The sequence below is a fragment of the Sphaerotilus microaerophilus genome (genome assembly GCF_023734135.1).
Classification (GTDB): domain Bacteria; phylum Pseudomonadota; class Gammaproteobacteria; order Burkholderiales; family Burkholderiaceae_C; genus Sphaerotilus; species Sphaerotilus microaerophilus.
In genome coordinates, this window is record NZ_AP025730.1 from 723,772 (window position 1) to 736,297 (window position 12,526).

General features: G+C 72.0%; 14 protein-coding genes. 8 read left to right on the plus strand and 6 right to left on the minus strand.

Features of this window, described 5'->3' with window-relative positions:
• Positions 1–28 precede the first annotated feature (28 nt).
• On the plus strand, positions 29–1,285 hold the full coding sequence (locus NGK70_RS03045; protein ID WP_251971905.1) for a glycosyltransferase: 1,257 nt from the start codon (positions 29–31) through the stop codon (positions 1,283–1,285).
• 26 nt (positions 1,286–1,311) lie between these two features.
• Here the strand turns inward: NGK70_RS03045 and NGK70_RS03050 are convergent, their stop codons facing one another.
• A complete protein-coding gene (locus tag NGK70_RS03050; protein WP_251971906.1) occupies positions 1,312–2,598 on the minus strand; it encodes a DUF445 domain-containing protein in 1,287 nt (428 codons plus the stop codon).
• Positions 2,599–2,752: 154 nt separating this feature from the next.
• Between NGK70_RS03050 and NGK70_RS03055 the strand changes: the two genes are divergently transcribed.
• Positions 2,753–3,307 carry a peroxiredoxin gene (locus tag NGK70_RS03055; RefSeq protein ID WP_251971907.1) on the plus strand — a complete coding sequence of 185 codons (555 nt, stop codon included), beginning with the start codon at positions 2,753–2,755 and terminating at the stop codon, positions 3,305–3,307.
• Between the two features lie 140 nt (positions 3,308–3,447).
• On the opposite strand, the gene NGK70_RS03060 is transcribed toward NGK70_RS03055, so the two are convergent.
• Complete coding sequence (locus NGK70_RS03060; protein ID WP_251971908.1) at positions 3,448–4,014, minus strand: phasin family protein; 567 nt, start codon at positions 4,012–4,014, stop codon at positions 3,448–3,450.
• A 260-nt stretch (positions 4,015–4,274) separates the two neighbouring features.
• Between NGK70_RS03060 and NGK70_RS03065 the strand changes: the two genes are divergently transcribed.
• The 4 genes from NGK70_RS03065 to NGK70_RS03080 all read left to right on the plus strand — a co-directional run bounded on the left by NGK70_RS03065 (position 4,275) and on the right by NGK70_RS03080 (position 6,285).
• Positions 4,275–4,919, plus strand: a complete 645-nt coding sequence (locus NGK70_RS03065) for a response regulator (protein ID WP_251971909.1) — start codon at positions 4,275–4,277, stop codon at positions 4,917–4,919.
• Positions 4,920–5,094: 175 nt separating this feature from the next.
• Complete coding sequence (locus NGK70_RS03070) at positions 5,095–5,337, plus strand: hypothetical protein (protein WP_251971910.1); 243 nt, start codon at positions 5,095–5,097, stop codon at positions 5,335–5,337.
• A 70-nt stretch (positions 5,338–5,407) separates the two neighbouring features.
• Positions 5,408–5,773 (plus strand): hypothetical protein, encoded by a 366-nt coding sequence (locus tag NGK70_RS03075; protein WP_251971911.1) that lies wholly within the window; start codon positions 5,408–5,410, stop codon positions 5,771–5,773.
• A 71-nt stretch (positions 5,774–5,844) separates the two neighbouring features.
• Positions 5,845–6,285 (plus strand): HIT family protein, encoded by a 441-nt coding sequence (locus NGK70_RS03080; protein ID WP_251971912.1) that lies wholly within the window; start codon positions 5,845–5,847, stop codon positions 6,283–6,285.
• Between the two features lie 9 nt (positions 6,286–6,294).
• Here the strand turns inward: NGK70_RS03080 and NGK70_RS03085 are convergent, their stop codons facing one another.
• Positions 6,295–7,074 carry a DUF481 domain-containing protein gene (locus tag NGK70_RS03085; RefSeq protein WP_251971913.1) on the minus strand — a complete coding sequence of 260 codons (780 nt, stop codon included), beginning with the start codon at positions 7,072–7,074 and terminating at the stop codon, positions 6,295–6,297.
• Positions 7,075–7,272: 198 nt separating this feature from the next.
• On the opposite strand from NGK70_RS03085, the gene NGK70_RS03090 reads away from it, so the two are divergent.
• Positions 7,273–7,551, plus strand: a complete 279-nt coding sequence (locus NGK70_RS03090) for a hypothetical protein (RefSeq protein ID WP_251971914.1) — start codon at positions 7,273–7,275, stop codon at positions 7,549–7,551.
• Between the two features lie 42 nt (positions 7,552–7,593).
• On the opposite strand, the gene NGK70_RS03095 is transcribed toward NGK70_RS03090, so the two are convergent.
• Complete coding sequence (locus NGK70_RS03095; protein ID WP_251971915.1) at positions 7,594–8,196, minus strand: flavin reductase family protein; 603 nt, start codon at positions 8,194–8,196, stop codon at positions 7,594–7,596.
• A gap of 145 nt (positions 8,197–8,341) precedes the next feature.
• Here NGK70_RS03095 and NGK70_RS03100 point away from each other — a divergent pair, with 145 nt between their 5' ends.
• Positions 8,342–9,559 (plus strand): 6-phosphofructokinase, encoded by a 1,218-nt coding sequence (locus tag NGK70_RS03100; RefSeq protein WP_251971916.1) that lies wholly within the window; start codon positions 8,342–8,344, stop codon positions 9,557–9,559.
• Positions 9,560–9,611: 52 nt separating this feature from the next.
• On the opposite strand, the gene NGK70_RS03105 is transcribed toward NGK70_RS03100, so the two are convergent.
• Complete coding sequence (locus NGK70_RS03105; RefSeq protein WP_251971917.1) at positions 9,612–9,944, minus strand: hypothetical protein; 333 nt, start codon at positions 9,942–9,944, stop codon at positions 9,612–9,614.
• Positions 9,945–10,055: 111 nt separating this feature from the next.
• On the minus strand, positions 10,056–12,302 hold the full coding sequence (gene pbpC, locus NGK70_RS03110) for a penicillin-binding protein 1C (RefSeq protein ID WP_251971918.1): 2,247 nt from the start codon (positions 12,300–12,302) through the stop codon (positions 10,056–10,058).
• Between the last annotated feature and the right edge of the window lie 224 nt (positions 12,303–12,526).

Consider the following 12,526-nt stretch of genomic DNA (forward strand, 5'->3'; position numbering starts at 1 on the left):
GGCCCGACCCCATCCGATCCCCTTTCCGATGAAACTCCTCTTCGTCCACCAGAACTTCCCCGGCCAGTACAAGCACCTGGCGCCCGCCCTGGCTGCACAAGGGCATGAGGTCCGTGCCCTGGGCATGACCGAGCGGGTGGACCTGCCTGGTGTGCAGTACCAGCGCTACGGTACGCGGCGCGCCAGCACCAAGGGCCTGCACCCCTGGGTGGTGGACTTCGAGGCCAAGGTGATCCGCGGCGAGGCCTGTGCCCAGGCGGCACGGCGGCTGCGGGAGAGCGGCTTCGTGCCCGACCTGATCTGCGTTCATCCCGGGTGGGGCGAGGCGCTGCTGCTGCGCGAGGTCTGGCCGGAGGCGCGGCAGCTGCACTACGTCGAGTTCTTCTACGGGACGCAGGGGCGCGATGTCGGGTTTGACCCCGAGTTTCCGCTCACCGACGCCTTCGAGGCCGGCTGCCGGCTGTCCATCAAGAACACCAACAACCTGCTCAACCTGGGCCTGATGGACTGGGGCATCAGCCCCACGCAGTGGCAGCGCGCCACCTTGCCCGCGGCGCAGCAGGGTCGCATCAGCGTGATCCACGACGGCATCGACACCGCGGCACTCTGCCCCGACGAGGCGGCGGTGCTGGAAGTGACGGACGACCAGGGGCGGCCGCTGCGCCTGACGCGCGCCGACCGGGTCGTCACGTTCGTCAACCGCAACCTGGAGCCCAGCCGGGGCTACCACGCCTTCATGCGGTCGCTGCCGACCCTGCTGGCGCGTGACCCGCAGGTGCGGGTGCTGCTGATCGGTGGTGACGGCGTGTCCTACGGCGCGGCACCTCCGGCCGGCAGTTGGAAGCAGATCTACCTCGACGAGGTGGCCGGCCGCATCGATGCGCAGCGCGTGCACTTCCTGGGTAAGGTGCCCTACGCCACCTACCTGGCCGCGCTGCGGGTGAGCAGCGCGCACGTCTACCTGACCTACCCGTTCGTGCTGTCCTGGTCGCTGATCGAGGCCATGAGCCTGGGGGCGCCGATCATCGCCTCCGACACGCCGCCAGTGCGCGAGGCCATCGAGCATGGCCGCAACGGTTGGCTGGTGGACTTCTTCGACGCCGAGGCCCTGGCCGAGCGGATGCTGACCTGCCTGGCCGACCCGGCCGGCCAGCTGCCCCTGCGAGCGACGGCCCGCGAGGACGCCATCCGGCGCTATGACCTGCGCAGCGTCTGCCTGCCCGCGCAGTTGGCGCTGGTGCAGTCGGTCGCCCGTGGGGAACGACCGGACGGTGCCGCGCTTTGACCCGCCTGGCTTTGCCCCCTGCTGGCTCAGAGCTGGCGCAGCGCGTGCAACACCAGCCCCACCAGCCCGCCCACCAGCGTGCCGTTGATGCGGATGAACTGCAGGTCGCGGCCGATGGCCAGTTCCACCTTGTCGCTCATCTCCGCGGGTGACCAGCGCGCCAGCTGGGCTTCCAGGAAGCGCGCCGACGCACCGCGGTGACGCTGCACCAGGCCGGCCAGGGTGTCGGCCAGGGCCTGGTTGATGCTGGCGCGCAGGGCGGGGTCCTGGTGCAGGCGGTGGCCCAGTTGCCGGACCAGGCCGCTCAGGCTGGCTGACAGGGGGGCGGGTGAGGTCGCGCCGGGCTGCGGATTCCCCTGCGCCGCCAGCAGCCGCGCCTTCAGGCGTGGCCACAGGCCGTGCAGCCAGGCCTGGGCGCTGGGGCTTGCTAGCGCCTCGGTCTGCCACTCGCCCAGGTGGGCGCGCCAGCCTTCGGACTGCGGCAGCGCCTGCACCCACTCCTGTACCCAGGTGTCCAGCTGCGTGCGCCAGGGGTGCTCCTCGGCGGCGCGCAGCTCGCCGAGCATGTGCGCCAGCGCCTGCGTGGCGCGCGGCGCGGCGGCCTTGATCATCGTCTTGTAGATCGCGTTGTCGAGGTTCAGCGCGCGCGCCAGGAACTCCGCGATCGCGCCCAGGTGCTCCGGGTCCGCGACGTAGCGCTGCAGGGCGCCGGCCACCGCATCGAGCACGCGCTGGTGCTGGCCGGCGTTGGCCAGTCGCGTGGCCGCCCGACCGGACAGCTCGGGCAGGTCCAGCCGCATCAGCTCGGCATGCACCGCCTCGGCCAGCCAGACGGCGAGGCGCTCGTCGTCGAGCGAGGCGAGCAGCTGCGGCGTGGCCTGCAGCAGCCAGCCGGCCAGGGCGTCGGCGGTTTCAGGCTGCTGCAGTGCCTCGGCCAGGCGCTCGGCCAGGTCGCCCTCGGCCACCTCCTTGCGCAGCGCCTCGGGCGTGAGCAGGTGGGTCTCGACGAACTCGCCCAGGTTGCGGGCGATGTCGTCCTTGCGCGCCGGGATGATCGCGGTGTGCCAGATCGGCAGCCCCAGCGGGCGGCGGAACAGCGCCACGACGGCGAACCAGTCGGCCAGCCCGCCCACCAGGGCGGCCTCGGCGAAGGCGCCCAGCCAGGCCCAGGCGGGGTGGGCGTCGCGCCAGACATGGGACGCCGCCAGCAGGGCCGCGGCAGCGCCAAGCAGCGCCGTGGCGCCGCGCTGCATGCGGCGCAGGCGGGCTTCGGGGGAATCGGCAGGATTGGCGAGGGCGGGGGCGGCGTTCATGGTCGGCTCCAGCAGGCGGCCCGGGGGGCGCGCAAGGGGTTCGATCGACCTTAGCACGGCGGCTGCAGGCCCCGGTGCGGCCACGGGCTGCCCTGCCCCGGCAGGGCCATCAGGCGCTGCCGATAATCATTTCCCCACCGACCTGGAGCTGACCATGTTCGACCTGAGCCCCCTTCGACGCCGCATCCTCCTGCCCGCGGGCCTGGCCTTGGCGGGCGCGGCGCAGGCCGCATTGCCCGTGGGGGCGACGGCCCCGGACTTCACCGCCGAGGCGGCGGTGGGCGGCCGGACCTTCAGCTTCTCGCTGTCGAAGACGCTGGCGCAGGGGCCGGTGGTGCTGTACTTCTACCCCAAGGCCTTCACGAGCGGCTGCACCGTGGAGGCGCACCAGTTCGCCGAGGCCGCCGACCGCTTCAAGGCGCTGGGCGCGACGGTGGTGGGCATGTCCAACGACGACATTGGCACCCTGCAGAAGTTCTCCGTCGAGGCCTGCCGCAACAAGTTCGCGGTGGCGGCCGATGCCGGCGCCAAGGTGATGAAGGCCTACGACGCCACGCTGACGCTGATGCCCAACACGGCCGACCGCATCTCCTACGTCATCGGCCCCGACGGCAAGGTGCTCTACGTCTACGCCAACCTGAGCGCCAACGGCCACGTCGAGAACACGCTCAAGGCGGTCGAGCGCTGGAAGGCCGCGGCCGGGCGCTGAGAGCCCGCCGCGCACGAAAAAAAGCCCGGACCTGATGAGGGCCGGGCTTGAAAGGAATCCTCGTCCGGCGTGCCACCGGGCAGGGGAACCTAGGAGACGAGAGACGCTGGTCGCAGGGCGAGGCCCGCGACCGAATGCGATCAGGCGCGCTTGGTGGTCTTCTTGACCACGTCGGCGGCCGCTTGGGCGGTCGACTCGGCGGAAGCGCTCAGGGTCTTGAAGTTGGCTTCGGCGACGCTGGCGGCCTGCTTGGCGGCCTTTTGCACGGCGTCGAAGGCGCTGGTGGCGTTGGCCATGGCGTTCTTGACGGCGGCGACGGCGCTTTCGCTGCCGGCCGGGGCGTTCTTGGCGGCGGCTTCGACCATCGACTGGAACTGGGCCTGGGCCTGGGCGACCTGGGCTTCGGCGAACTTGGTCACTTCAGCTTGGGTGGCGGCGGCGATGTCGGCGACCTGCTTGCCGTAGGCAACGGCCTTTTCCTGCGCGGGTTGCAGCAGGTTGGCTTGCAGGCTCATGAATTCCTGCGGGTCCTTGGCGGACAGGGCGGCCTTGGTCTTCTCGGCGGCGTCGTCCAGCGTGCTGCGGGCGGCGGCCATGTTCAGCTCGACCAGCTGCTCGATGCCCTTGAAGGCTTGCTGGGCGAAACCGACCAGCGCGTCGAGGTTGGCCTTGTTGGCGGCGGCGATTTGCTCGGGGGTGATGGTCATGGCAGAACTCCAGTGTGGCCTTGCGGCCGTGTGGTGATCCCTTGCGGGAGACTTTTGCTGCACTGCAGCATGGAACGGAGTATTGGCGATGCGAACCCGAAATGCAAGCACTTTTGCTGCAGTGCAGCATTGATTAGGGATGAGACTCTACGGCGCCCCGTTGGCACGGGGAGCCGGCCCGATCTGTAACAATCGACCGCATCCCGACCCAGGCCCCGTTCCCCCGCGCCACACCGCACCGCATCATCCAGGACCCAGCGATGAGCAACCCTTCACCGATCCGCGTGTTCGTCGCCGACGACCACCCGATGATCCGAGCCGGCCTGCGCGCCATGATCGACGCCGAGGCGGCCTTCAGCTTCGTCGGCGAGGCCACCCATGGCGAGGAGGCGGTGCAGCGGATGCCCGCCATCGCGCCCGACGTGGCGCTGATGGACCTGATGATGCCCCGGCTGGATGGCATCTCCGCGATCGCGCGGCTGCGCCCGCTGCTGCCGGCCACCCGCTTCGTGATCCTGACCAGCCTGCTCGACCCCGCTGAAGTGCGCCGTGCCATCGACGCCGGGGCCAGTGGCTACCTGATGAAGAACGCCTCGGCGCATGAGCTGGTCCATGTCATCCAGGCGGTCCATGCCGGGCGGCGCGTGCTCGATGCCGAGGTCACCGACGCCCTGGTCGGTGCGCAGCAGCAGCGCTCCCCCGGCGGTGACCTGACCCAGCGCGAGCGCGAGCTGCTGGCGCTGATGGCCGAGGGCCTGAACAACCAGGAGATCGGCCAGCGCCTGGCCATCGCACTGCCGACGGTGAAGTTCCACATCACCAACATCCTCGCCAAGCTGCAGGTGGAAAACCGCACCGAGGCGGTGATCCTGGCGCTCAAGCACCGGCTCGTGCCGGCGCGCTGACGGCGGCGGGCATCCGGCGAGCGCCCCGCGCACGGGGCCAGGGGCTCGCGCCCCCTACCTGGGTAGGGGTCACACCCCGACTGGCGGGTCGGGCGCAGCGGACCACGGTTGCCTAAGCTGAAACCCTGCGTCGACGAAGGTCGCTGGCGCCGTTTTCAGCCCGAGGAGTTCCGCCGTGCCTGCATCTGCCCATCCCGCTGCCATCCTGGCCGTCCTGCTGGCCTGTGCATCGAGCCCGCTGTGGGCCCAGGCGCTGGATGACCAGGCGCGTCAGCCGCTGCCTGCCTCGGTGCTGCGCCCGGCGGCCTGCCCGCTCGACGCCCGCCAGGCGCCGTTCGCGCTGCGCGAGCCGGCCTGTCGTGCGCTGCAGAGCCTGCCCTCCCTGCCTGGCGCCCTGCTGCGCCGCCACATCCGCTGAGCCTCGGCGACGGTTCCGGCCCCGCCCCTGCTTCCCGACCCTGCCTGTACTTGCCCGAGGAACGATTGCCATGATCCGCCAATCGGTTTTCGATCGCCTGCGTTGGTGGGCCACGCTGCTGGAGGGCCGCTCCATCGCCGACCGCCAGCATGGCTGGAGCGGCCTGTGGCTCAGCAGCGAGGACGCTGCCGCGCTGGTGCGCCTGATGCGTGACGCCGCCGCGCAGGGGGATTTCCGCCTGGAGAGCGCCCCACCCGGATCGGGCCACGGCAACGATGACGACTGGCCCGACACCCAGCCGGCCGGTTTCGATGCATCGACCGACTACCGCGCCCAGGTGCCGCTGCGTGAGGCGGGCACCTCAGGCGCCGCCAAGCTCCGCAGCCCTGCGCGTGTGCCGGGCCGCCTGTTCAGCAACCCGCTGCGGCTGCGCTGACGTCAGGCCCTCGGCGCGCAAGAATCGCCTCCTCGGCGCGGCCACCCGGCGGCGCCTCGTGGAGGAAGCCCATGCCCACCGTGTTCGAGCGCCTGCTGTCGGGCGAGTGGCCCTGTGCCAAGGTCTACGAGGACGAACTCGTCTTCGCCTTCATGGACGCTGGCCAGGTCAACGATGGCCACGTCATCGTCGCCACCCGCCGCCCCTGCGAAACCCTGCTGGACGCCAGCGAGGCCGAGGCCGCGGCGCTGATGCGCGCTGCCCAACGCATCGCCCGTGCCGTTCAGGCGGTGTTCCAGCCCGAGGGCATCACCGTGCTGCAGGCCAACCGGCCGGCCGGCTGGCAGACCGTGCCGCACCTGCACCTGCATGTGCTGCCGCGCTGGGCCGGCGACGGCGTCGAGCTGGGCTGGCCGCGCAAGGAGCCCGGCATCGACCGGCTGCGCGAGCTGGCGGCCCAGCTGCAGCCCCTGATGGAACCGCAGCCGGGATCGCAGCCGGCGCCGCCCTGACCTTCACGGTCAGAACTTCATCGTCACGCCGGTGGTGAACAGGCTGTCGGTGCTCTTGATGCCGGCGCCCGGGTCGGAGTTGTAGGCCACGCCCAGGCCGACGTTCAGGCTGAGTGCCTGCGTCATCGCCACCGCCAGGCCCAGGTCCAGGTTGGCGCGGTACTCGCCGCGGTCCTTCAGGTTGGGCAACACCACCAGGCGCTGCTTCAGCGCGGTGGTGGGCGTCAGCGCCTGGGCGTACTCCTCGCCCAGCAGCAGCGAGGCGTAGCTGTAGCTGGTGCGTGGGGTGGCGCTGTCGCCGACCACGGTGCCGGCGACGTAGCGGTCCGCCGTGTAGGCCAGGCCGCCGAACACGTCCAGGCTCTGCGAGGGCGTCTTGATCAGGTGGTAGCCCGCGCCCACGCTGGCCAGGCCGCGCAGCTTCAGGTTGGCGAACTTGTTGCGTTCCAGGTCCAGGCCACCGAAGCCGAACACCGTGGGCGTGAAGTTCAGGTCGTAGCGGCCGCCAGCGCGCAGCTGGTCGCCGGTGGTCTCGCTCTGGCCCGTGGCCTGGTTCTTGGCGCTGGTGCGCAGCGCGCGGCCGTAGGCGGTGATCTTGTCGCCGGCGGTCTCGCGTACCGCGTCGGCGTTCAGCGATAGGCTGCTGGCCTTGGTGTTGCCGCTGGCCAGGCTGGCGCCCAGGCCCAGCGAGCCGCGCAGCACGCCATCAGGCTGGCTTTGCGCCAGGGCGCTGCCGGCGAGCAGGGCGCCGAGGGTGCCGATGAGGACGAAGGAGGGGGTGGAACGCATGGGGCTTTCTCCGGTTGGGGATGGAACCTGGCCGCCTTGGCGACCGGCTGGCGTCATTGTTGTTCGTGATATTTATCACGATCCCAGACCATGGTATGGGCCTGGCCCCATCCGACGGCGGAAGCCGGGGGCGCGAGCCCGGTCCAGCATGGCGGTGTGGCTTCTTGGCCACCGCACCGCCCACCGGAGTTCCCTGCCATGCTCGCCTTCCTCCTCGACGCCCTGCCCTGGCTCGCCCTGGCCACCGTCCTGGGCTACCTGATCGGCGCGCTGGTCAGCCGGCACCACTGCGAGGTCCTGCGCGACGAGGTCGACGAGTGCCGCACCGAGGTGGCCCGCCGAGAGGCCGAGATCGACCAGCTCGCCCGTTCGCTGGGCGATGCCCGGGCGCGCAGCGCCGAGTTCGCCCGCCATGCCGACCGGCTGGGGGCGCAGTACCTGGCGTTGCAGTCCGGTCAGGCGAACCTGCGGGTCTGATTCGTCCCTTGGAAGCAGCTGGAACGGCTCTACCCGTTCGGATCAGGCCGCGCCAGGTACCACCACCGACGCCCCCGTCGCATAGAACTGCCCGCCGGCCACGTAGTGCAGCGTGCGCAGCTCGGCCGGCGCGTCGTCGAAGTGCCAGCGGCCGTCGCAGAACACCCGCGCGTCGGCCCAGGCGGCAGTGACTTCGCCGAGGAAGAGGTCGTAGGCCTGCTGGTTGTGCGGCTCGGGCAGCACGCGGCAGGCCAGCCAGCCGACACAGCCGGCCACCAGCGGGAGCGTCTCATCCGCCGGGCTGAAGAGCTGCACGCCGTGGGCGGCCAGCTTGTCCGGCCGGGTCCGTGCGCTGTCGCTGCCAACGCCCAGCGTCAGCGCGGCCTGGGCGGCGCAGGGCAGGTTGAGGACAAAGCGACTGCTGGCCTCGATCAGCCCGCGGGTGAAGGTGGCCTTGTCGACCACCACCGCCACCTTGGGCGGTGCGAAGTCCAGCGGCATCGCCCAGGCGGCGGCCATGACGTTGGCGTGGCCGTCATGCTCGGCGCTGACGAGCACCGTCGGCCCGTGGTTGAGCAGGCGGTAGGCGCGGTCGAGGGGGACGGGGCGGATCGGGGCGATCGGTTGGATGGCGGCTTGGCTCATGGACTGGATGATGCCGTCGCTGGGCCCCGGGTCGGGCGGTTTCAGCCGTGTTTCAACCGGCGCTGGCACAGGCCGGCACCGCCACCCCGCGTGTACGATGCAGCGCAGCATTGACGGCCCGGTTGGCCGCACAGGAGTTGAGCCCATGAACCCCCGCAAGATCCTCGTCGCCCAAGGTGGCGGCCCCACCGCCGTGATCAACCAGTCGCTGGTCGGCGTGGTGCTGGAAGCGCGTCGCCACCGTGGCGTGGAACTGGTCTACGGCGCGCGCCACGGCGTGCGCGGCATCATCAACGAGGACCTGGTCGACCTGACCCAGGAAACCAGCCACAACCTGGAGCTGGTGGGCGCCACGCCGGCCGCGGCGCTGGGTTCGACGCGCGACAAGCCGGACCTGGCCTACTGCCAGGAGATCTTCAAGGTGCTGCAGGCGCACGAGATCGGGCAGTTCTATTACATCGGCGGCAACGATTCGTCCGACACGGTGCGCATCGTCAGCGAGCAGGCGCAGGCGGCCAACTACGAGCTGCGCTGCATCCACATTCCCAAGACGATCGACAACGACCTGGTCGGCAACGACCACACGCCGGGCTTCCCGAGTGCGGCGCGCTTCGTCGCCCAGGCCTTTGCCGGTGCCAACCTGGACAACGCCGCGCTGCCGGGCGTCTACGTGGGCGTGGTGATGGGCCGGCATGCCGGCTTCTTGACCGCGGCCTCGGCACTGGGCAAGAAGTTTGCCGACGACGGCCCGCACCTGATCTACGTGCCCGAGCGGGTGTTCGAGATCGACAAGTTCCTGGCCGACGTGAAGGCCACCTACGAGCGGCTGGGCCGCTGCGTGATCGCGGTGAGCGAGGGCATCCACGACGCGTCGGGCGCCCCGATCATCGCCTCGCTGGCCAAGGACCTGGAGCATGACGCGCACGGCAACGTGCAGCTCTCGGGCAGCGGCGCGCTGGCTGATCTGCTCTGCGAGGAGATCAAGGCCAAGCTGAAGATCAAGCGGGTGCGCGGCGACACCTTCGGCTACCTGCAGCGCAGCTTCATCGGCTGCGTGTCGGATGTGGACCAGCGCGAGGCCCGCGAGGTGGGCGAAAAGGCGGTGCAGTACGCAATGTGGGGCGGCCGGGATGGCTCGGTGGCCATCCAGCGCACGGGCACCTACAGCGTGGACTACGACCTGCTGCCGCTGTCGGCGGTGGCCGGCAAGACGCGCACGATGGAGGACCACTTCATCAGCGCCTGCGGCACCGACGTGACGGACGCCTTCCGCCTCTACCTGCGTCCGCTGCTGGGCTCGGGCATGCCGGATGCCTTCCGGCTGCGGCCGAACCCGGTGGCGAAGGTGCTGAACCGGGGTTGAGCATGGGCTGAGCCGCGGGCGATCCGCGGCGCCCCGGCCCGGTCTGTTGGGTTCAGCGGTCGTTGGCCGCGCGGCGCTGCCGGGCCGCGGCGCGCGCGGCGCGGCGGCGGTCGCGGCCGACGAAGGGCAGCTGCCGGGTGTCGCGGCGTTCGGCGGTTTCCACCAGCTGCAGCGCCGGCACGGGGGCCATGCTGCCAACCTCGGCCACATCTGCCGCTGAGGTGGTCAGCGCAGCGGCGTGCTCGTGGCGCGGCGCAAAGGCCTGGCGGGGTCGGGCATGCCACCAGCTGCGCCGGGAGGCCGGCAGCGCGGCGTCCACCGCGGCGGCCAGCAGCGCCATGCCGGCACCGCCGGCCAGGTACACACCCCATTCGATCGACATCATCTTGCGTCCTTGTCGGTTGACATCGGGCCCCCCTTCGGGATCCCGCTCTTCCGCAGGGGTATCGGGTGCGGGTGACTGCGCTTGAGTCCCCTGTTTGCGGGGGGGGGGAGCTCAGCGGCGGGCCGGGGGTGGGGGCGACGCGTTCGGGGCAGCCGGCGCGGTCGGTGGGCTACCCGGCGCCGGGGCCCTTGCCTGTGCCCCCCGCACCTCGAAGCCGACCTGCTGGCGGCGCCCACCGGCCAGGCGCAGTTCGAGCCGGTGCCGGCCCGGCCAGGGTGGCCACGCGACCCGAGCGCCCTGGCCGAGGCGCCGGCCGTCCAGCCACCAGCTGCCGGCCTCGCCCTCGAAGACGATGCGCTGCACCGCCGGCGGGATGTCGGGGTCGAGCGCGTAGATGGCGCCATCGCGCGGGCTGGCGATGCCCTGCAGCGCGGTGCTGCCGGCCACGCGGGCGTGAGCGCCGCGCCGCAGTCGGGCCAGTTCGGTGCCGGCGAGGAAGTACTCGGCAACGCCGCCGCTGGCCGGTGCGTCGCCCGCAACGGTGATCTGCCGCACGACGCCGGCCGGCGGGGTGGGCGGCCGGGCCGGCTGGCCCTCGTGCAGCGCCTGCACCAGCGCACGCCAGACCGGTGCCGCGCCGCTGCTGCCGCTGACCTGCTGCATCGGCGCGCCGCTGGCGTTGCCGACCCAGACGCCGACGGTGTAGCGATCGGTCCAGCCGATGCACCAGTTGTCGCGCAGGTCCTTGCTGGTGCCGGTCTTGACCGCCGCCCAGCCGCGCGTGACCAGCGGGCTGTCCAGCCCGAAGGTGAGCGAGCGCGCCGCGTTGTCGGCCAGGATGTCGCCGACCAGAAAGGCCGCCGCCGGGCTGGCTGCAGGTTTCCATGCGGTAACGGCGGGCCCAGCGGGCTCGGCGGGCCAGAGTCGCACCGGGCTGAAGCGCCCGCCGTTGGCCAGGCTGCGGTAGGCGTTGGTCAGCGCCAGCAGCGTGACCTCGGCGCTGCCCAGCGCGAGCGCCGGGCCGTGGTGGCCGCCGCTGTGCGTCAGCGCCAGGCCGTGGGCGTTGAGGCGCTCGAACAGCGCGTCCGGCGTCAGCCAGGTGGCCAGCTGCACCGCCGGCACGTTCAGGCTCGACGCCAGCGCGGTGCGTGCGCTGACCCAGCCGTGGAAGCGCCGGTCGTAGTTCTGCGGCGTGTACAGGCCGCTGCCGGCCATCAGTCGCGTGGGCGTGTCGTCCAGCAGGCTGGCAGGGGTGATGAGGCGGCGCTCGAAGGCCAGCGCGTAGACGAAGGGCTTGAGCGTCGAGCCCGGCTGGCGGCGGGCCTGCACCGCGTCCACCTGGGCCGCATCCGACAGCGCCGCGCCGGAGGAGCCGACCCAGGCGCGCACCTCGCCGCTGGCGTTGTCCAGCACCAGCACGGCGCCGTCCTCGACGTGGCGCGCGTTCAGCTCGGCCAGCTGCTGGCGCAGCAGCTGCACCGCCAGGCGTTGCAGGCCAGCGTCCAGCGGGGTGCGCAGCGGGCCGGGCGTCGCACGGCGGGCCACATCGGCCGCCTGCCAGGCCGCGCGGGCGTAGTGCGGCGCCCAAGCCAGGTCGGCGGGCTGCCCGGCACGGGCGCCGGCACCGGTGGCCAGGGCGCGCCCGGCCAGGCCCTCCAACCCGGCGCAGGGCAGCTGCTGCAGGGTCAGCAGCTCGCAGGCGCGCCGGGTCACCGCCTCGCGTCCGGCATTGGGCGCGCGCAGCAGGGCGGCCAGCAGCGCGGCCTCCTGCGCGTCCAGCCCGCTGGGGTGCTTGCCCAGCAGGATGCGCGCCGCCGCCGGCACGCCGACCAACTCGCCGCGCAGCGGCACCAGGTTCAGGTAGGCCTCCAGGATGTCGCGCTTGCGCCAGCGGGCGTCGATCTGCCGGGCCGCCGCGATCTGCCCCACCTTGCCGAGCAGGCTGCGTCCGCCGGCCGGGCGGGCATGCTCGCCATCGATCAGGCCGGCGAGCTGCATCGTCAGCGTCGAGGCGCCCTGCACCTTGCCCGCGTGGCCCAGCGTGCGCAGGTTGGCCCAGGCGCTGCGGGCCAGGCCGCTCCAGTCCACGCCGCCGTGTTCGAGGAAGCGCCGGTCCTCGCTGAGCACCACCGACACGCGCAGCGCGGGGGAGATGTCGTCCAGCGCCACCCAGGGCAGGCGGCGCGAGCGTGCATCCACGCGCAGGCTCTGCAGCGGCTCGCCGTGGCGGTCGACGAAGGTCAGCTCCGACGGCTGGTGCGCGGCCCTCACCTCCGCCAGGCCGGGCAGGGCCCAGGCCGACCCGGCGAGCGTGACGCTGGCCAGGCCCACACCGAGGAGCCGGAACCCGAGCCTCACGCCGAACCGGCTCCAGCCAGGCGCGGCCGCCGTTCCCGCAGCGGCACGGCCGTGCCCAGCCGCGCCTCGATGGGCGGCAACGGCGTGCTGGGGGCGGGGCATCGGCGGGTCGGCATGGCCGGATTCTGGCGTCGGCATGCTGGCTGGCGGCGATTTTCTTGACCCGCTTCAAGCCGGCCACCACCCCGGCGGCGCGGGTTTGGTCGGCTGGGCAGCTTTGCGGG